Source organism: Helicobacter pylori (assembly GCF_030062585.1).
Lineage (GTDB): Bacteria > Campylobacterota > Campylobacteria > Campylobacterales > Helicobacteraceae > Helicobacter > Helicobacter pylori_CN.
Map to the genome: position 1 here is coordinate 965,412 of NZ_CP071935.1, position 19,021 is coordinate 984,432.

15 protein-coding genes and 4 pseudogenes are annotated in these 19,021 nt (G+C 35.7%); 5 read left to right on the forward strand and 14 right to left on the reverse strand.

What is annotated here, in order from left to right:
* Positions 1 to 637 precede the first annotated feature (637 nt).
* The 12 genes and pseudogenes from J5F42_RS04555 to J5F42_RS04610 all read right to left on the reverse strand — a co-directional run.
* Positions 638 to 1,006: pseudogene (locus J5F42_RS04555) on the reverse strand (DNA transfer protein); the annotation flags it as partial.
* 12 nt (positions 1,007 to 1,018) lie between these two features.
* Entirely contained in the window at positions 1,019 to 1,279 is a 261-nt protein-coding gene (locus J5F42_RS04560; protein WP_097699670.1) for a virB3 type IV secretion protein, read from the reverse strand.
* The gene (locus J5F42_RS04565) at positions 1,280 to 1,582 is read right to left on the reverse strand and encodes a TrbC/VirB2 family protein (RefSeq protein ID WP_000649850.1); all 303 of its coding nucleotides are present in this window, start codon (positions 1,580 to 1,582) and stop codon (positions 1,280 to 1,282) included. It lies immediately after the preceding gene.
* Positions 1,572 to 3,489: pseudogene (locus tag J5F42_RS04570) on the reverse strand (toprim domain-containing protein). The gene J5F42_RS04565 and the pseudogene J5F42_RS04570 overlap by 11 nt, the downstream one beginning before the upstream one ends.
* A 10-nt stretch (positions 3,490 to 3,499) precedes the next feature.
* On the reverse strand, positions 3,500 to 4,264 hold the full coding sequence (locus tag J5F42_RS04575; RefSeq protein WP_097699669.1) for a hypothetical protein: 765 nt from the start codon (positions 4,262 to 4,264) through the stop codon (positions 3,500 to 3,502).
* A 48-nt stretch (positions 4,265 to 4,312) separates the two neighbouring features.
* Positions 4,313 to 4,798 (reverse strand): annotated as a pseudogene (locus J5F42_RS04580) (R.Pab1 family restriction endonuclease); the annotation flags it as partial.
* Positions 4,785 to 5,777, reverse strand: a pseudogene (locus J5F42_RS04585) (adenine methyltransferase). The pseudogenes J5F42_RS04585 and J5F42_RS04580, both read right to left, overlap by 14 nt.
* 45 nt (positions 5,778 to 5,822) lie before the next feature.
* A complete protein-coding gene (gene gyrB / locus J5F42_RS04590) occupies positions 5,823 to 8,144 on the reverse strand; it encodes a DNA topoisomerase (ATP-hydrolyzing) subunit B (protein WP_097699434.1) in 2,322 nt (773 codons plus the stop codon).
* A 12-nt stretch (positions 8,145 to 8,156) separates the two neighbouring features.
* Positions 8,157 to 9,281: a DNA polymerase III subunit beta gene (gene dnaN / locus J5F42_RS04595; RefSeq protein WP_000704200.1), complete on the reverse strand. Its 1,125-nt coding sequence runs from the start codon at positions 9,279 to 9,281 to the stop codon at positions 8,157 to 8,159.
* Positions 9,282 to 9,337: 56 nt separating this feature from the next.
* Positions 9,338 to 10,402, reverse strand: a complete 1,065-nt coding sequence (locus J5F42_RS04600; RefSeq protein ID WP_283491145.1) for a phospholipase A — start codon at positions 10,400 to 10,402, stop codon at positions 9,338 to 9,340.
* A gap of 14 nt (positions 10,403 to 10,416) precedes the next feature.
* Complete coding sequence (locus tag J5F42_RS04605) at positions 10,417 to 11,745, reverse strand: sodium-dependent transporter (RefSeq protein ID WP_283491146.1); 1,329 nt, start codon at positions 11,743 to 11,745, stop codon at positions 10,417 to 10,419.
* 10 nt (positions 11,746 to 11,755) lie between these two features.
* Positions 11,756 to 13,084, reverse strand: coding sequence for a sodium-dependent transporter (locus J5F42_RS04610; protein WP_097699436.1), 1,329 nt, complete (start codon positions 13,082 to 13,084; stop codon positions 11,756 to 11,758).
* Positions 13,085 to 13,313: 229 nt separating this feature from the next.
* Between J5F42_RS04610 and ybgC the strand changes: the two genes are divergently transcribed.
* Both ybgC and J5F42_RS04620 read left to right on the forward strand, forming a co-directional pair.
* Positions 13,314 to 13,715, forward strand: coding sequence for an acyl-CoA thioesterase YbgC (gene ybgC, locus J5F42_RS04615; protein WP_001203777.1), 402 nt, complete (start codon positions 13,314 to 13,316; stop codon positions 13,713 to 13,715).
* A complete protein-coding gene (locus J5F42_RS04620) occupies positions 13,705 to 13,965 on the forward strand; it encodes an HP0495 family protein (RefSeq protein WP_097699437.1) in 261 nt (86 codons plus the stop codon). The genes ybgC and J5F42_RS04620 overlap by 11 nt, the downstream gene beginning before the upstream one ends.
* Here the strand turns inward: J5F42_RS04620 and murD are convergent.
* Together murD and mraY are read right to left on the reverse strand one after the other, a co-directional pair.
* Complete coding sequence (gene murD, locus J5F42_RS04625; RefSeq protein WP_097699438.1) at positions 13,962 to 15,230, reverse strand: UDP-N-acetylmuramoyl-L-alanine--D-glutamate ligase; 1,269 nt, start codon at positions 15,228 to 15,230, stop codon at positions 13,962 to 13,964. The two genes, J5F42_RS04620 and murD, sit on opposite strands and share 4 nt — an antisense overlap.
* Position 15,231: 1 nt before the next feature.
* Entirely contained in the window at positions 15,232 to 16,293 is a 1,062-nt protein-coding gene (gene mraY / locus J5F42_RS04630; protein WP_283491147.1) for a phospho-N-acetylmuramoyl-pentapeptide-transferase, read from the reverse strand.
* Positions 16,294 to 16,405: 112 nt separating this feature from the next.
* On the opposite strand from mraY, the gene J5F42_RS04635 reads away from it, so the two are divergent.
* The 3 genes from J5F42_RS04635 to J5F42_RS04645 all read left to right on the forward strand — a co-directional run bounded on the left by J5F42_RS04635 (position 16,406) and on the right by J5F42_RS04645 (position 18,854).
* Positions 16,406 to 17,242, forward strand: a complete 837-nt coding sequence (locus tag J5F42_RS04635) for an HpaA family protein (protein ID WP_283491148.1) — start codon at positions 16,406 to 16,408, stop codon at positions 17,240 to 17,242.
* Between the two features lie 99 nt (positions 17,243 to 17,341).
* Positions 17,342 to 17,530: a 50S ribosomal protein L28 gene (gene rpmB, locus J5F42_RS04640; protein WP_001119005.1), complete on the forward strand. Its 189-nt coding sequence runs from the start codon at positions 17,342 to 17,344 to the stop codon at positions 17,528 to 17,530.
* A gap of 187 nt (positions 17,531 to 17,717) precedes the next feature.
* A complete protein-coding gene (locus tag J5F42_RS04645) occupies positions 17,718 to 18,854 on the forward strand; it encodes a potassium channel family protein (RefSeq protein WP_000462009.1) in 1,137 nt (378 codons plus the stop codon).
* The last annotated feature ends 167 nt before the right edge of the window (positions 18,855 to 19,021 follow it).

The following is a 19,021-nucleotide window of genomic DNA, read 5'->3' on the forward strand; positions in this document are numbered from 1 at the left end:
TTTGATAGATGAATTAAATTTTTAATCTAGTAAGAGAGAAAAATTTCATTCAAAAGCTTTAACCCCATTACTCAATTTTTTAGGCAAGGGCTTGTTAGAAACGCTATAAAAAATTAGAGATTTTTATTGAAAGAACTTGTAGTCAAAACATTAAGAACTAGATAGCCATATGGTAAGATTAGTAGCCTATAAAATGAAAACTTTATAGCACAAGCAAAAGAACTTACAGCCTACCAATAAGAACTTGCAAGCTAAATGCTATGAACTGACAAGCAAGTAGTAAGAACTTGTAAGCAACAATTAGGGAACTAATGGATACACGATAAAAACTAAAAGTCACAAGTTAGAACCTAATAGCTCACATTAAGCAAAGAACTAAGGGGAAAATAGATTAAGAACTTATCTGCTCTAATTGATATGAACTAGGTTGCTTGTATGATTAAGAACTAGGAGCAAAACACCATTAAAACTTACTAGCAACTCATATAAGAACTACCAACCCATTTCATAATAACTCACAATCAATATTAAAGGAATGAAATTATTCTTTAAGCTTTTGTTTAAAAAATTTATGCTACATTTTCAATGATTTTTTAATTGACTTAGATTGAAACTTAGAGAACACTTAAAACTTACATTCTTTATTTTTTTCATAAGCATTAACAATTTTTTTAGCGTATTTACTCACACCATCTTTGTTGTAAATAGTTTAAGTTTTTATATTTCTTCGTTTAGCAATAATTCTTAGCGTAACACCATCTATCAATTCATTCAAAGCTTGTGTTCTGTATAAAAATTGTGTAGCCACCTCTTCTTTATCAAAATTTGAATAAGCTATTCCACATAAAGATATTGCTCCTACTAAGTTTCCTTTATGCGTTAATACAAACTTTTCATTAAATTTCCCATTGATATTGTTTTCTTGAACTAAAGAATATTGGCTAGGAATACAAAAATTTAAGAAATTAAAAATAAGTCTTTTAAAACCCTCTAAACCAAGAAACATTTTTAAAACCCTTTAAGCATAATATTCTTTAGTGTCATTTTTTAGCGTTAGGTTTGCCAAGATAATGTTTGTAATATCTTCATCAAAAAATTCTAATACGTAAAACATTGTTACCAATGCTACCAATAGCACCACGCCATACAATAAAGACCACACAAATAAGAAAGAAGCGCTCAAAAAAGAAATGATCCAACTATTCATATTAAGCTTTAAAAACTTCTCTTTTTTAGATATTTCTCTAACATTGATGGTCTCTACATAATTTAAAATCATTCACCCAACTCCAAATAATTTATTGGCAATAGTTTGAGCGTTTGCGATAGCAATAGTGGCTAAAATTATCCCTATACATTTCCACGCAATTTCTCCTAGCCTGTCTAGGTTTTTAACTACATAAATACCCACACAAATCACAATAATTGCACCTATTGCTTTCATAAAAGGACCGCTAGTAAAATTGATGATTGTTTGTAATGCATTAGACTGCCACACACCAGTGCCATTTGCCAACAATAAATTGGGCATAGCTAACAGCATAAAATACAAAGCTCTTTCTTTGAAATTTTTACATTTCATAATCTACTCCTTGAATTGGTTTTTCATTTTCTTTTGTGTTGTTCTGTGAGATTGTTTGTTCTTGTGGTTTTAGTAAGGATAAGCACTCATTTTTAAGAGCTTCTAATTTTTCTTTCTTTCTCACCATCAAAAAACAAAGATTGTCTCTCTATTCTTTCTAAAAAGTTTTTTATCATTTCATTATTGATATGATCATTACCGATTAAATTGGCTAGCTTTAAGTCATCGTTACAATCCTTAGAATATGGAATAAAAACATTAGGCATATTTTCTGTATGCTTATAAATGATTTCTTCACTAATCTGTGTATAGATTTGTCCATTTTTATCATTGTCATAAGCTAAAACAATATTTAAAGACAAATCAGGTTTATTCACAGGCTCAGGCTCTGTGGTTTGGATTTGCATGTTTTGTGTGAATAGATTACTCATTGCTTGTTGTTTTAAATGGGTTAAATCCATAATGCGTCCTTTTAAAATAATAGGCGTTGCATCATTAGGGCTTTTATAATACGCCCTTGATTGATCCACAGAAACTTTTTTATCTATGTAATCATAAATACCTAGAGCCTTAGCGCAAAAATTGTTAAAGGCACTAAAATTATCGTTACAATTAAAATCTTGACCTATAGTTTGCTGCGTAGGGATAATGATTCTAAATCTTTCAGCAATGTGTCCGTGCTTTTCTTTATTATGGTTTCTTGATGGGATAATAAGCGTTTCTATGCCATGTTTTTTAAAGAGATTTTTAGTCTCTTCTAGGCTAATATTAGGCTTATCTTTGTCATTATCTATATCAAAAATAAGCAAATTAGAAAAACCTTTGGTGTTATGGGTATTTCTATAGTTATTCTTATAAATCGCGCTTGAATAATGGTAGTTTGTAATCACCTTAACTAATTCATCTAAACTTTTTACACTTTCATTAACCCAATCTTTAGCTGGCATAAAATCTGTGCTACTAGGATATTTAGCCCTTGAAAAATGGATAGTTAAATTATCTCTAGTGGTGTTTGTTTCACTTTCAATTCTTGTTTGAGTGCCTTTATATAATTCAAAGCTCTGAACCTTTTTAAGATAGTCAGCGTATTCTTTGCTTTTAGATTGTTCAATATCGCTCAATAATTTTTCTAAAAAAGCGTCTAATTTATTAGCATTAAATTGCCCATTACAGCTTAATAGAATACTTTCACAAGCATTGAGCTTTCTTAATTGCAAATAACTCATGCTATCAATAATGCTTTCACTTAAAACAATATTTTTAATCAGCTTTAAATCCTTAGGGGCAAGCATTTCTATACCTTTTTCCCCCTTATTTAAAGCATTGATAGGTCTGTTTAACACTTGATTATTTAAGCTAGTCATAGGATTTTCCAGGCGTCTAGTGTAAGAAATGATTTTATTAGAATGGCTATTTTTAGAATATAAGAAGTTAGGTACACACATATTGTTATGCTTGTCTCTTTTTAAAGAGTGGTTATAGGCTAAAAAAAGATTACCATTAAGCCCTCTTTTTTCTAACATTTTGGAATTGGTTAAATCATAAAGTTCAAATTGATTGAATTTATCAATAATTTTTTGTTGCTCTTTAAATTTATCTGCTTCTTTACTAGTTAGTTTAGAGGCATTTTCTTTCATGGTGTCATCGTTTATGATTAAACCTTGCGTAAAACCCATTAAATCTAAATTTCTGTTCTTACAGAAATTGATAATATTACCGCTATCAGCTTTATTGTCGCAGTTTAAATAAAACCATTGAAAATTAGCATTTTGCCTTACAAGAAGCTTTTCATTACTATTACTATAAACTTTCCAAATTTTAGTGCTTTTTTGTGCGTTCAATCTATAACCATTTCTTTCTAAAAGGCTATCTAGTGGTAAGTGTATAGCGTTCTTTACATAAGCCATAATCAAGCCTTTATGCACATCCTCTTAAATCTTTAGAATTAACGCTCAATCTATGAAAAGCTCTTTGCAAATTTTTCAATACAATAGCTTTTTGATAAGGACATTTGTTACTAGGGAGTGCTTTTTTGCTCAAGCCTTTATAATTAAGCGTAAAAATTGTCTGTGTGTCATTTAGGGGGATAAAACTAAAAAGTAAGTCGTTAAATTGTCTGAATTTATTAAAAACAATCTCTTTAAGCTCGCAAATTTGATTATTAACTCTATACTTCACGCTTTTTAGCCTTTGTGTGTTCTTTTGTAAAAAGTTAATAATTTTTAAAAAAAAAGGGGAAGGGAGAGTGTTTTTATTGAATTTGCTCCCCTGAAATTCCTTGTTTTTTGTGAAATCTTTTAAATAGATATACACATAGCCTGGCTTATTTTTTACCGCTTCAATTAACCTTTGAGCTTCCAAATCATTGATTGCGTTTCTTAAAGACCTATCTACACACTGATGCACTTGCGTGTAATAGTGCCTACTTAATGCAATTTTATTGCTTTTTGAACTTATTGCAAGCTCACAAAGCTCTCTGTAAAGCCTTCTAGCACCAACCCCACCAAATAAAGTGCTATAAAACCTATCTTCAACAACTTTTCTAAAGATTTCTACATTAACATCTGGATAGTTTTGGAAATAAAATTGTTGTGTCTTTTTGGAAAATTTAACATTGTCTAAAAACATTTCTTGGCACTCTCTAGAATTTAAGTGCAGTTTAGGGATTTTAAAAAACTTCATAAACTTCCTTTAAAAAGAAGCTTAGATAAGAGTTTTATAAATAATTACATTCCCTAAAGAATGAATGAGTAAGGGATAAGAGATGCGTGAAAGTTCAAAATCCATGCCCCCAAATTGATGCGATCTAAATCTTTCTCTTGTGATCATAAAACTATCTTCTATGAATTGTTTTTGTTTTTCTAAATATTTTAAAGTATTTTCTAAATTTTCTAAACTGATTAAACCCAATCGCTTAGCGTAATAAATTATTTCGCTCAATTCATAAAGGGTTTTTACTTTATTATTAGCCCCTAAAAAATGATATTTTTCATCTTTTAGGGTAGTGAGTTCAAATTTTTCTTTATCTTTAATGGGGACATCATAACCGATCTGCCACTCTACATAATGGGTAGGCAGAAATTTTTCTTCTTTTTTCTTAATAGTTAAATAATCGCTTTTTATGCGTATATGATTATGATTGCTTTTGGGGTACATTATTAAAGGAATAGAAACCTCAATTGCTTTTTTATCATCATCAATCTTAATCAAACTCACAAGGGTGTCCTTGAAACAATTTTTTAAAATATGCTAAACGCGCTCGTTTATCTTTTAAAAAAGCGTCTTTAATTTTTAAAAAAGCAAAATTGTCAATAATAATATCCAAATTGCCAAAATAATAAGGGATTTTAGGGGCGATTTCCTTAAAATAATGGATATATTGGTAATAAATCAATTTATCTTGACTGATACGCACCGCTTTTTCGCTTGGCGCATTTAAAAAAGTTTTGTTGCGTTTAAGAGCGTTGATGTCTCGCATAGGGAAAAAATAGCCCACGCATGCCCCAACCTTTTTAGCGTTAGGGTATTTATCCACGTAATTGGCTATATAGTCAAAATCGTTTAAGCATAGCGTCGTATCGCAATCAGTTGGAAAAATAAAACGCCTAATATCTGCATAGTCCATTCGCCCTCGCTCATATAAAGCTATCACAATAGGAAATTCGTTACTTTTAGTGAAAGATTTAGAAGAAACAATAAAAGCGTCTAAAAGCCTGTAATGATCCTTAAATAGCTTTAATTGCTTAAAATTAGCTTCTTTGATGAGGTAAGATAAAGGGTGTAACACGCAAATAAACGCCGGCTTTAAAAATTGCAAAAGATTTTAAAAAACTTATCCCTAAATCCCTGGATTTCAAATCGTTGTCTATCTCAAAATGAAATCTTTATTTTTAATATCTTGTTTGATAAAGGAAGTTCTATCGTTATAGGGGGGATTGCCCACGATGATTAAAGGTTCATCTTGGCTAATGCCATAATTTTCTCTTTTAGGATTGGCTAGAGCGTTTATCATTAAAGCACCACACTTAGGGTCAATATCCGCTCCTATTTTTTTAGGGTGTTTGAGTTTTAAAAACTCTTTATTACCACATGCGGCGTCTAAAAGCGTGTATTTTTCAATACCAACATGTTTTTTTAAAAGCTTGTAAGCATAATCCACTAAATAAGGGGGCGTGTAGTAAGCCCCTAAATTCACGCTCTCTTGTTTGGTTAAATGTTTGGGAGTGGCGATTAAAACCCCTTACACATCTAGTTGTTTCACATCTTTGGCATGCGCTTGGATAAAGGCTCTTCTAGGCTCTACTTCATCGCCCATGCAAAGCGAAAAGATCGCATCGGTTTTTTCTAAATCTTCAATTTTGAGTTTGATTAAGCTGCGGTTTTCTTTATGCATGGTCGTTTCCCATAAATCATTAGGGTTCATCTCGCCTAGCCCCTTATAGCGCTGGATATTCGCTCCCTTTTTAGCGTAATTTTCCACTTCTTCTAAAAACGCCAAAATATCCTTATTTTCTAGGAAATCCAAATTGTATTCCATAAGCTTTTGGTAAGTGTAATTTGCTTCTTCAAACAATACTTCTTTAAAGAGGTTGTCATCTAAATTAAATTCCACCAAGCCCTTAGGGGTTTGCGCATGCAAATGCAAGCTTTCTTCAGTAGCAAAAGAGCGTAAGATCTGATAATTCAAACCCTCTAATTTTTCTAAAATGCTTTTTCCTAAAACTTTCATATCAAGGCTTAAGGCGTCCTTAGTCTCAATGAGAAAGCGTAAAATTTCTAGCAAGTTGTAGCGTTTTTCTAATTCCAAAAGCGTGTAGCGGTAATGACGCACCACTTTTAACAAATTCATCAGATCGTTCTTGCCAATCCCTTCAATATCCACCGAATTGATGCCATGCTCAATTAAAAAATGATCCAAAGCGACGCTGTCTTTAAGATAAATTTCTGTCTTGCCCTTCTTGTATTTATAAAGAGGGGCTTGAGCGATATAAACATGCCCTTGTTCAATCAATGGGCGTAAATAACGATAGAAAAAAGTCATCAGCAAGGTTTGGATATGACTCCCATCCACATCAGCATCGGTCATGATAATGATTTTATGATAGCGCAATCTTTCTATATCAAAACTCTCTTGAATGCCACACCCAAAAGCGGTGATCATGTTTTTAATTTCTTCTGATTTTAGGATCTTTGACAAATGGCTTTTTTCCACATTTAAAATCTTACCCTTTAAAGGCAAAATCGCTTGAAAAACCCTATCGCGCCCTTGTTTAGCGCTCCCTCCCGCGCTATCGCCCTCCACTAAAAAGATTTCACTCTCTAAAGGGTCTTTACTCTGGCAATCGGCTAATTTTCCAGGCAAAGTGCCGACACTCAAATTGTCTTTTTTCCTTGTAAGCTCTCTGGCTTTCTTGCTGGCTTCTCTAGCCTTTGCAGCTAGTAGGGCTTTATTAGCGATGATTTTAGCTTCGTTAGGGTTTTCTTCTAAAAACTGATGGATTTTATCATAGACTAATTTTGAAACCAACGCGCGCGCATACGAACTGCCGAGTTTGGATTTAGTCTGCCCTTCAAACAAAGGCTCGCTCATTTTCAAGCTCACAATAGCCACTAAACCCTCTTTAATGTCTTCAGAAATGGGGCGCGACTCTTTAGTTTTAATGTTATTGTCAATGTATTGCAAAATCGCCTTAGACAAGCCCATTTTAAAGCCCGCCTCATGCGTTCCGCCCTCAGAAGTTTTAATGTTATTCACAAAGCTTAAAGTGTTTTCATTGTAATCATCAGCATACGCTAAAGCGACCTCTATAGAAGTGTGCGTTTCTTCATCCATGCTTTTAAACGCAACAATGGGGGTAAGCAATTCTTTTTTAGTGCTGTCTTTCACGAATTGTTTCAAGCCGTCTTCATAGAAATAAGTCTCTTGCAGTTGGGTTTTTTCTTCTTTGAAAGAAATTTTTAAGCCATCATTAAGATACGCCATTTCTTTGAAGCGTTTTTGCAAAATACCCGCTTGAAATTCAACGACTTCCATCACGCTTTCATCAGGGAAAAATTCAATAGTCGTGCCGCTTTCTTTAGCGCTTTTAGTCTTGCCAATGATTTCAAGCTCGCTAATAGGAATACCCTTTTCAAACTCTTGGCGATAGATTTGACCCTCTTTTTTAATGGTCATGATCAAGCGTTTGCTCAAAGCGTTCACAACCGAAACGCCCACGCCATGCAAACCGCCTGAAACTTTATAAGTATCGTTATCAAACTTGCCCCCCGCATGCAAAATCGTTAAAACCACGGTGCAAGCGGGGATTTTTTCCGTGGGGTGAATGTCTACAGGAATGCCTCGCCCGTTATCTTCTACAATGCATGAACCCTCATCAGTCAAAGTGATATTAATCCTATCACAAAAACCCGCCATGCTCTCATCTACAGCGTTATCCACGACTTCATACACCATGTGGTGCAACCCACCCACATTGGTATCGCCAATATACATTCCAGGGCGTTTCCTAACCCCCTCTAAGCCTTTTAAAACCTTAATACTATGGCTCTGGTAATTTTGCATTCAATCAAGCCTTTATAATGTGATTGGCATCATCAAAGTAGAAATTTTAGCGCTCAAGTGGCTTTGCTTTTCATCAAGAGACTCTTGGATCAAAAAAGGCGAAGAAGGCTCATTGCATTTTAAAACAAATTGCGTTGTCCCTAAAGCGTTCAAGGCTTCAAGGAAAAATTTCGCGTTCACGCCCAAATGAAAGGCTTTTTCAATATCCAAACCTTTTTCAATCTCAACAGAGGTTTTAGCGGTTTCGCTATGCTCAGAATCTAAAGATTCAAACAAAGCGTTGTTTTTTTCTAAAGTGAGTTTAATGGTGGAGCTTAAAGAACTGCATAACTTAATGCTCTCTTTAAATTCTTCCTTGCCTAAAGTGAAAGAAGAAGTGTATTCTTTAGGGAGGATTTTTTGATAATCAGGGTAATTCCCATCAATGAGCTTGGTGAAAAAAGTGTGCGTTTCGTTTTCAACCACCGCTAACATGCCATCGCTTTTAAAACTGAAATTTTCATAAAAAAGCTTAAGGATTTCTAATAAAGCCCTTTTAGGTAAAATGCAAGAAATATCTTCTTCAGTGGAATGGATAGAGACTTTTTCTAACTGCGTGTAAGAAAGCCGCTTGGTATCCGTGCCTACCACTGAAAGGGTTTGGTGTTTTTGATCAAATTGCATTAAAACACCGGCTAATTCCCTTTTATGGCTAGTTTGCTCAATCACGGGAGCGATCTTTTTAAACGCATCTACCAAAAAGGGGGTATTGACTTCTATACTCACTTTGGGCTCAATAACAGGGAATTCAGGGAACTCATCAGCGTCAAACATGGGGAGTTTGAAAGAGCTTTTATTTTGTTTGATCACCAAGCTATCATCTTTAGTCTCTAAAATAATATTAGAGTCTTTTAAACATGAGATAATATCCAAAAACTTTTTCCCGTTGATCGTGCCTACGCCCTCTTTATCGCTAGATTGCGTAAAAATATAGCTTTTTAGCCCAATATCGGAATCGCTAGCCTTTAAAAAAAGCTTTTCTTTAATGACTTCTAAATGGATGTGTGAAGCGATAGAAGAAGCGTCCTTTTTATCCAAAAAAGCTTGCAAATAGCGCAAAGCATTTTCTAAATCGTTTTTACTAACACTGATTTTCATAGCTGAATAATCCCTTTGAATTTTTGGTCTTAATTATAGCATAAAAGAACGCTTTTTTAAGGGTTTAAGCGTATTCCTACCCCTATACGATTGGAAAAAACATCGTATTCATACAAGCCATCGCCATAGCCGTTAAACCACTGCGCATAAATCCCCACAAAAGGGTTAATGCGGTAGGTATAGCCTAAGCGGAAAGCTCCATGCCAGCGATCATAACGCCAGTATTGCGTGAAAATATCATAAAGTTGCAATTCAAAATGATGACGCCCTCTCCTGTAATCAACTTTAGCGTTACCATACCCCATGTAATCAATCAAATTAGGGTTGGATTGATCATAAGGGACATAAGGCCAATAAGCGACCATGATTTTTAGGCCTCCCTTTTCCCACACCAAACGAAACACAGGGCGTTGCCCCGCGCTCACCGAGCGGCACCCCCCCCAGCGTACGTCTTTTTGCCCGTTATAATCTTTAACGATCACAGGCCCTCCTGGGAATTGGTTTTCAGGATTGCCGTCTTTAAAAGGTTGGTAACATTGCGCGCCCCCCACGCCATTAGAAATGTGCTGCCAACCTATCCAAATTTCAGAAAAATTCCCTATTTTACCCCCAAAAGGTTTAAAATTAATAGGATAAACATAAATGAGTTCAGGCATGAAATTCATCATTCGCATGGGAGCGGATTGGGGATCATTGTAAATTTGAAACCAGTTAGTTTGGGTATAAGCCAAATAAAGCGTGCCTTTAGTCCAAAGAATATGCCTAAATACAGGCACTCTAAAACTGATTTGGAACTTAAACTCATTGCGTTGATAGGGGTTGATATTAGGGTGGTACCATTGAAAAATGGGGGTAAAACTATGATAAAAAGGCAAAAAATAAGTGCCTAGATAATCCATCATGTTTAAATATTTTTTAGCAAAATCCACCCAAGAATGTTCTTTGGGGGCTTTTTGTGGAGGGAGATACCAAGAATTGGACAAATCGTTTTGCGTTTTGATGATGTGCAAATCCTGTTTGCGCAAATAGTAGTTATAATCCACCTTAAAATTATCTTGTGAAAATTTTTTGCCCTCTAACTGACAAACTACAAGAATCATAAAGATCAAAATGCTTTTCATCAAGTATCTTTATTTCACTTAAATTGCAAGATGAAAATCGCTAAAATCACTACAGGCGCGATAAAACGAACGCTAAAATGCCATGCTTTAAAGGCGTTTATATTAAAGAAATGCTTCGTGGCTAAAAAAGAACGCTTTTTATTTAAAATCCATCCTACAAACAAGACTGAAAACAAGCCTCCCAAAGGCATTAAAAACGAAGAAGTGATGAAATCCAGCCACCCAAACACGCTCTTATGAGCAAAACTCAAAAACTTAGCGTATCGTTCATTCATAGAAAGAATGACTAAAACGCCTAAAACATACACAACGATCCCTATCCATAGCGACGCCTTAAGGCGTGAGAAATTAAAACGATTGATTAAATAAAGCGCTAAAGGCTCTACCAAAGAAACTGTGGAAGTGATCCCGGCAAAAACAAGCGCCATAAAGAAAAAGAGCGAAACGATCTGCCCACTGATTCCCATTTTAGCGAAAGTCAAAGGTAAGGAAATAAAAACAAGCCCTGGCCCTTGAGACACATCCGCATGGTATTCAAACACAAAGGTAAAAATCATCACCCCGGCAATGAGAGAGATTAAAACACCGGGCAAGACAATAAATAAAGAGCTTTTGAGTAGGTTTTCTTTTTTGGGCGTGAAAGCTGAATAGGTAATGATCGTGCCTACCCCCAAACTCAAAGAAAAGAACATCTGCCCTAAAGCGTCCATCACAACCTTAAAATCAATCTTTTGAATCTCAAAATTAAACAAAAAGTGCAAAGCTTTAGGCATGCTTTCTAAAGTCATCGCATAGATTAAAAGCCCTATGAAAATCACAAACAATAAGGGCATCAGCACGACATTTAATTTTTCAATCCCCTCTTCAATCCCCCTAGAAACAAACCATATTGTCGGCAATAAGCATGCGCTAAAGCCAATAACAGGCCAGATTAAACTGCCATTTTGAAGCATGCTAAATTGCATTTTAGCCTGCTCTAAATCTTTAGGCAAATCAAAAGTTACTACAAAAAGGTAGTAAAGCACCCAGCCTAACACCACCGCATAAAAGGATAGAATGAGAGGGCCGCCTAAAATAAAAAAAGAAGTGAAAGGGTAATATTTTTTCCTTTTAGGATCTAAGATTTGATAATTGGAAACAACGTCTTTTTTACCCAAATTTCCAATCAGCATTTCCACTAAAAGCATAGCAATGCCTAAACTCAAGGTTAGCACTAGGTATAAAAGCACAAACGCGCTCCCCCCATTATGGCCTACCATATAAGGAAAGCGCCAAATATGCCCTAAACCGATAGAGCTACCCAAAGTGGCTAAAATAAAGCCTAATTTAGAAAATTTTCCCATGCCAAATATTTTAATAAATCTTGCTCAACCAAATGGAAAACACAATTAAAGGGGTGATATATTTAAGCAAGAAATACCAAGTTGCAAACAATTTAGGGCCTAAAAAGTGCGTGCTTAAAAGACGCAATTTTTCTTTTTTCAAAACCCAGCCCATAAAAATAAAGGTTGCCATCCCGCCTAAAGGCATGATAATGGTGCTTGAGGCAAAATCCAACCAATCAAAAAGACTTTTTTCAAAGAAAGTGAGGTAATCTTTATAATCCTTATGGAGCGAGAAAATCAACACCACGCCTACCACAAAAATTAGCGCTACAAGACCCCAAGTAACCTTAAAACGAGAGTATTGATACTTTTCGGTAAGATACATCACGCTTGGCTCTAATAAAGCCACCGTAGAAGTGATGCCAGCAAAAGCGAGCGCGAGCAAGAAAAGAATCGAAACAAGAACGCCTATCGCTCCCATTTGGCCAAAAACCACCGGTAAAGAAGTGAAAATTAACCCTGTGCCTTGTGAGACATTCGCCCCATATTCAAACACAAAAGTGAAAATCATAAGCCCTGCCACAAGAGAAATTAAAATCCCTGATAAAACCACCCAAATCGTGCTTTTAAGCAAATTCTGCGTTTTATCCGTAACCGCAGCATAAGTGATATTGATCCCTAAACCGATGCTTAAAGAAAAGAAAACCTGCCCCAAGGAATAAGTGAACACTTGAGAGGTCAAATCTTTTGGTTTGAAATCAAACATGAAATGGAAAGCTTTAGAAAAAGAATCCATGCTCATCGCATAAAAAAGCAAACCAAAAAAAGTGGCAAAGAGTAAGGGCATTAAAACCAAATTGAGTTTTTCAATGCCTTCTTTAATCCCCCTAGAAACAATCCATCCGGTTATGAATAAAACGCTAAAAAGCCCTATGGATTGTAACCCTATAGACTGCAAAGTTTGAGTAAAAATTTGTTCAGATTCTTGGATATTGTTAGGCAAATTAAAACTAACACTCACCAAATAATAAAGCACCCAGCCTAAAATCGTGCCGTAAAAAGTCAGTATTAATGGCCCAGAAATAAGCAAAATCCCTGCGTATTTCCAGCGTTTTTTGGGGTTAATGTCAAGCTCTTTAAAGGCTTCTATTACATTTTTTTGCGTGCTTTGCCCTAATAGCATTTCAGCGATAAACATCGCTGCACCAACGCTTAAGGATAAAAATAAAAACAATAAAACAAAAGCACCCCCACCACTTACCCCAGTCATATAGGGGAAACGCCAAATATGCCCTAAACCTATCGCACTCCCTAAAGCCGCTAAAACAAATCCTAATTTAGAAAAATGATTACCCATATCCTAACTACCAAACTCCTTGTCAATGATTAAAATTAAGGAGCTATGTCCTTAATCGCCCAACTATTGCTGTATTAGTTTTTTAAAATCTTTAGAGGTCTTAAGATTTAAGAAAAAACCCACTTTAAAAATACCTAAAAATATAGAGCAACGCCCCTAGATTATACTATAGTTAAGTTACATATTGTATAATCTTAAGAAAATTTCATTATTTAAGTAAGGGGAATTAATGCGCTGTAGGGTATATTACGAAGATACCGACTCTGAAGGCGTGGTCTATCATGCGAATTATTTGAAATATTGCGAAAGGGCTAGGAGCGAGTTTTTTTTTAAAAAAAATGTCTTGCCCGAAAATGAAGAAGGCGTGTTTGTCATCCGCTCTATCAAAGCGGATTTTTTCACCCCTGCGAGTTTGGGACAAGTCTTAGAAATAAGAACGCAAATTAAAGAATTAAGAAAGGTTTTTGTGGTGCTTTTTCAAGAAATTTATTGCATCCAAAACGCTTCTTTAGAGCCTATGAAGCCTTTTAAAGTCTTTGCTTCAGAAATCAAGTTTGGCTTTGTCAACCGCTCTACATACAGCCCTATTGCCATTCCTAAATTGTTTAAGGAGCTGTTCAATGCCGTCTGATTCAAAAAAACCCACCATTATTTACCCTTGCCTTTGGGATTATAGGGTGATTATGACCACTAACGATACAAGCGCGTTAAAAGAGCTTTTAGAAACCTACCAACGCCCCTTTAAATTGGAATTTAAAAACACTTCTAAAAACGCTAAATTTTATAGCTTTAATGTTTCTATGGAAGTTTCAAACGAAGAAGAACGGAACGAGATTTTTCAAAAAATTTCACAATTAGAGGTTGTGGCGCATGCGCTTTAATCTTTTAAAACAAACGCCTTAAATTTTTCACCCCTTTCTTTATACGAAGAGAATTGATCCAAACTGGCTGCGCTGGGTGAAAGCAAAGCGATTTCATTTTGCAATAAAACGCTTTTAATTTTTTGAACCGCTTTTTCTAACTTTAAACAAACTTGACAAGAAACATTAAATTCTAACGCTAAGGCTTGGATAATAAAAGCGCTTGATCCTATCGCATAAAGGCTTATCTTATAGTTTTTAAACTCTTCAAAAAGGGGGGTTAAATTGACCCCTTTAATATCGCCCCCTAAAATCAAATGGATTTTTTGGTTTTTAAAGGTTTTTAGAGCTTGTAAGGTGGCATCAATATTCGTGGCCTTGCTGTCATCTACCCACAAACGCCCTTGTTTATCCCTAAATTCTTCCATTTTATGCGAGCCGATTTTAAAAGCGTTCAGCCTTTTAAGGGCGTTTTCTCTATAATCTTGCCATTTTAAATTCTTTATTTTTAAAAATTGCTCATAAACTAAAAGGGCTAAAGCAGCGTCTAATAAAAACGCTCCCTTAAAAAAAAGGGCGTTGGAAGGGATTTCTAAATACTCTAAAACTTCTTCGCTGTGATCAAAAAAGATTTTTTGCACTTGCGAGTTTTGAATAATGGGGTGTTCTTTGAATTTTAAAGGGAGGATAGCGAGCGAAGTTTTAGGCATCAATGTTAAAACCTTGAGTTTAGCGTTCAAATAATTTTCAAAATTGCAATGCCAAGTCAAATGATCAGCTTTGACATTGATGAGCAAGTAAATTAAAGGGTAAGCCTTATTCGTGTAATGCAAAGAAAAAGAGCTTGTTTCTAACACCCACAAGGGCGATTGTTTTTCAAACAATTCAATCAAGGGCGTGCCGATATTCCCCCCACTCACAGCCTTAAAATCTTCTAAAAGCGCAGTGAGCATTTCGGTCGTGGTGGTTTTACCATTAGTGCCGCTAATACTGATTATAGTAGGCGTGAAAACCAAATCAAACAAGCTGTCAATATAATCGTATTCGCTCACTAAATGCTTGGCTTTCATGACTAAAGGGTGCGTAAAACTAATGCCAGGGCTGACTACCTCTAGTTGGGAATCATTAGGGTTAAAATCCTTACTGGGATAGCAAAGAAAACCCTCGCTATCTTTAAAAGATGAAAGGAATTTATCGTCAAAAAATTTGACTTCGTTATGGTTTTTTTTAAAAAAACGCCCTAGGGCTAGAGTGGTTTTACCATGCCCCAATAAAGAGATTTTCATTTTAACGCACCTTCAAACTTAAAAGAGCGATTAAATTACTCAGCATAGAAATGATCCAAAAACGCACGATCACCTTATTTTCTGCCCAGCCCCTTTGTTCAAAATGATGATGGATTGGCGCCATTAAAAAAAGGCGTTTTTTACGGGTTTTATAACTCCCTACTTGCAAGATCACAGACAAAGTTTCTACCACAAAAATAGATCCCATTAAAACGAGTAAGATTTCATTATGCGAAACAATAGCGTTATAAGCGATAAACCCCCCTATTGCCAAACTCCCGCTATCACCCATAAACACGCTTGCCGGGTTGCAGTTATACCACAAAAAGCCAAAGAGCGATCCCACTAACGCTAGCGAGACAACAAACAATTCCCCCACATCTATGACTTTAGGATAGAGCAAATATTTAGAAAATTCCGCATTCCCTGCCACATACACAAAGATAGAAAGGCTTAAAAGGGTGAAAATGCTAGGCACGCTCGCTAAGCCGTCTAACCCATCGGTTAAATTCACCGCATTGCTCGTGGATAAAAAAACCAACACCCAAAAACCAACCGCTAACATCATGGGCATTTCAAACAAAGGGTTTTTCAAAAACGGCGCGTATAAAAAAGTGTCTAACCCCTTAAGGCTCAATAAAACAGACACCATAAGCGAAAGGATAAACAGCATGCCAAATTTCATTTTCGCGCTCATCCCGGCGTTATTTTGTTGGTTGATTTTAGTGTAATCGTCTCTAAAACCCACAAAACTAAAGCCCACTAACACGATTATCCCTAACAACACATAAAGATTACCCAAAGACGCGCACAACACGCTCGCAACAATGGTTGCAAAAACAAACACAATCCCCCCCATCGTAGGGGTATCCTTTTTATTCTGGTGGCTTGGCACAAAGCTAGAAATGGGCTGGTTAGCCTTTTTAGCCTTGGCCCATAGAATGAATCTAGGCATTAAAAAAAGCGTGAGGAAAAAGGCTATGAAAAACCCTAACCCTGCTCTAAAAGTCAAGTATTGGAAAAGATTGATATTAAAATAGCCATATAGTAAAGAATAGAGCATAAAATCCCCTAAAATCGCCATGCTTGAAATTAGAAAAATAAAATTGTAGCGCAAATTGATTTACTTAAAAATAGTATAATTATAGTTTTAATTTTTATTTTAGGAGTCTTTTATGGAGCGTTCGCTTATTTTTAAAAAAGTTAGGGTTTATTCTAAAATGTTGGTGGCTTTAGGGCTTTCAAGCGTGTTGATCGGTTGTGCGATGAATCCAAGCGCTGAGACAAAGACACCAAATGACGCCAAAAATCAAGTTCAAACTCATGAAAGAATGAAAACAAGCTCTGAACATGTTACGCCGCTAGATTTTAATTATCCGATACATATTGCTCAAGCCCCACAAAACCACCATGTTGTAGGTATTTTAGCGCCACGCATTCAAGTGAGCGATAATCTAAAACCCTATATTGATAAGTTTCAAGACGCTTTAGTCAATCAAATCCAAACTATTTTTGAAAAAAGAGGCTATCAAGTGTTGCGTTTTCAAGATGAAAAAGCTTTGAACGAGCAAGATAAGAGAAAGATTTTTTCCGTTTTGGATTTGAAAGGGTGGGTAGGAATCTTAGAAGATTTGAAAATGAATTTAAAAGATCCCAATAATCCTAATTTAGACACGCTAGTGGATCAAAGCTCAGGCTCTGTGTGGTTTAATTTTTATGAGCCAGAAAGCAATCGTGTCGTCCATGATTTTGCTGTGGAAGTAGGAACTTTTCAGGCAATGACCTATACTTACAAACAAAGTAATTCTGGAGGGCTTAATTCTTCAAACAGCATTATCCATGAAGATTTGGAAAAGAATAAAGAAGACGCGATACATAAGATCTTAAACAGAATGTATGCGGTTGTCATGAGAAAAGCTGTAACAGAACTTACAGAAGAAAATATCGCCAAATACAGAGACGCTATTGACAGAATGAAAGGCTTTAAAAGTTCTATGCCTCAAAAAAAGTAGTTCTTAAACGAACCATTTAAAAATTGGCCTTAAAATCAGTCTTTTTAAAGGCTAATTTAGGTATAGTGTCAAATTCATTTCAATATTTAAGGATACACAATGGCAAAAAGATGCACTTTAACTTTTAAAGGGCCTATGATAGGCAATCATGTCAGTCATGCGAATAACAAAAACAAACGCCGCTTACTCCCTAACTTGCGATCGATTAAGATCCAATTAGACGACGGCACGACCAAACGCATTAAGGTGGCTGCTTCCACTTTAAGAACCATGCGTAAAGGGGCTTAGTTTTTAGAATTTCTATCCATTTTTGATTATAGGGATGGTTTTGGTGTTTTTGATAATCTTTTTAAAACTTCCCTTAAAACTAAACTTCTTTTTGAGATTAAAACACGGCCTAGATTAGGTTTAGCGTTTTAATTAAATTTAGAGGCAAACGCTTTCAAAAGAATTTATTTTGATCTAGGAATTGGTTTTGTTTGAAAAGTTGAAATTTTTTAAAATCAAAAAAGACGATGAAAATCAGCCAGAAGTCAATTTAAATTCTGAAATCTATGAGCAATTTAAGGTCTTTAGACTCCCGCTTATTTTAATCCAATTGCTCGTGCTTTTAGGCACTCTGGGATACTTCGCCCTAGAAAATTATAGCCTTATGCAAGCTTTCTTTCAAACGACTTACACCATGACAGCTACAGGGTTTGGCGCTTTAAATGAAAGCCAGTTTGGGCCTATAAGTATTTTTTTAACTTCCATTTTAATGTTTTTTGGGGCAGGAATTATTGCCTTTAGCGTGGCTATTTTAGTTAGCGTGGTCAATAAAGGCACGCTTACCCGATTGATTAAGGAGAAAGGTATGATTTATAAAATCGCGCGCCTTAAGGATCATTATGTGATTTGTTACCACAACGAATACACCATTGAATTGAGCAAGCAGTTCCGCTCCGCTCAAATCCCCTTTGTGGTCGTGGATAATGACCCTAGTTTTGAAGAAGAAGCCATTAAGCACAAATACCCCTACTATATCATAGGCGATCCGCACACCAATTTAGCCATGCTAAAAACCCACTTAAGCAGCGCTAGGGGCGTTGTGGCTTTGTCTAAGATTTTACCGGTGAATGTGGCGTTAATGGTGAGCGTGCGCTTGTTTGAAAAGGAATTAAAGCGCAAACCTTATTATATCATTGCGAGCGCGCATAGCGATGAAGGCTTAGAAAAATTAAAAAAATTAGGGGCTGATATGGTGGTTTCCCCTACAAAGCTTATGGCGCAGAGAGTGAGCGCGATGGCGGTGCGTCCGGATATGGAAAATATCTTAGAGCGTTTTATCAATAAAAAAGACACGCTTTTAGACTTAGAGGAAGTGATTGTCCCTAAAACCAGCTGGCTTGTGTTAAGGAAATTAAAAGAAGCCCATTTTAGAGAGATCGCTAAAGCGTTTGTGATTGGTATCACTCAAAAAGATGGCAAATACATCCCCATGCCTGACGGGGAAACGATTATTGCAAGCGAATCCAAGCTATTGATGGTTGGCACTTCAGAAGGCGTTGCAACCTGTAAGCAACTCATTGCCAACCATCAAAGACCCAAAGAAGTGGATTACATTTCCTTGTGATTGATACAGCCCTTTTTAAATAAAAAAGGCTTGGTTCTCATCAAATACGGGTAATAAAATCTAAAATGCTAAAAACATTTTTTACAATCCATAGCAAAGAGCTTGAATTTAGTCAAAAAGGTTTTAATTATCCATGCTTGATGAGAACAGAGCCAAAATTTGAATGG

What these genes read in the sequence shown, in the direction of transcription:
- dnaN (WP_000704200.1), bottom strand. Translation starts at nt 9,281, where the DNA reads ATGAAAATCAGTGTTAGTAAAAACGATTTAGAAAATGCTTTGCGCTAT.
- J5F42_RS04620 (WP_097699437.1), top strand. Translation starts at nt 13,705, where the DNA reads ATGCCGTCTGATTCAAAAAAACCCACCATTATTTACCCTTGCCTTTGG.
- J5F42_RS04575 (WP_097699669.1), bottom strand. Translation starts at nt 4,264, where the DNA reads ATGAAGTTTTTTAAAATCCCTAAACTGCACTTAAATTCTAGAGAGTGC.
- murD (WP_097699438.1), bottom strand. Translation starts at nt 15,230, where the DNA reads ATGAAAATCTCTTTATTGGGGCATGGTAAAACCACTCTAGCCCTAGGG.
- J5F42_RS04635 (WP_283491148.1), top strand. Translation starts at nt 16,406, where the DNA reads ATGGAGCGTTCGCTTATTTTTAAAAAAGTTAGGGTTTATTCTAAAATG.
- J5F42_RS04610 (WP_097699436.1), bottom strand. Translation starts at nt 13,084, where the DNA reads ATGGGTAATCATTTTTCTAAATTAGGATTTGTTTTAGCGGCTTTAGGG.
- rpmB (WP_001119005.1), top strand. Translation starts at nt 17,342, where the DNA reads ATGGCAAAAAGATGCACTTTAACTTTTAAAGGGCCTATGATAGGCAAT.
- ybgC (WP_001203777.1), top strand. Translation starts at nt 13,314, where the DNA reads ATGCGCTGTAGGGTATATTACGAAGATACCGACTCTGAAGGCGTGGTC.
- J5F42_RS04565 (WP_000649850.1), bottom strand. Translation starts at nt 1,582, where the DNA reads ATGAAATGTAAAAATTTCAAAGAAAGAGCTTTGTATTTTATGCTGTTA.
- gyrB (WP_097699434.1), bottom strand. Translation starts at nt 8,144, where the DNA reads ATGCAAAATTACCAGAGCCATAGTATTAAGGTTTTAAAAGGCTTAGAG.
- J5F42_RS04560 (WP_097699670.1), bottom strand. Translation starts at nt 1,279, where the DNA reads ATGATTTTAAATTATGTAGAGACCATCAATGTTAGAGAAATATCTAAA.
- J5F42_RS04605 (WP_283491146.1), bottom strand. Translation starts at nt 11,745, where the DNA reads ATGGGAAAATTTTCTAAATTAGGCTTTATTTTAGCCACTTTGGGTAGC.
- J5F42_RS04600 (WP_283491145.1), bottom strand. Translation starts at nt 10,402, where the DNA reads ATGAAAAGCATTTTGATCTTTATGATTCTTGTAGTTTGTCAGTTAGAG.
- mraY (WP_283491147.1), bottom strand. Translation starts at nt 16,293, where the DNA reads ATGCTCTATTCTTTACTATATGGCTATTTTAATATCAATCTTTTCCAA.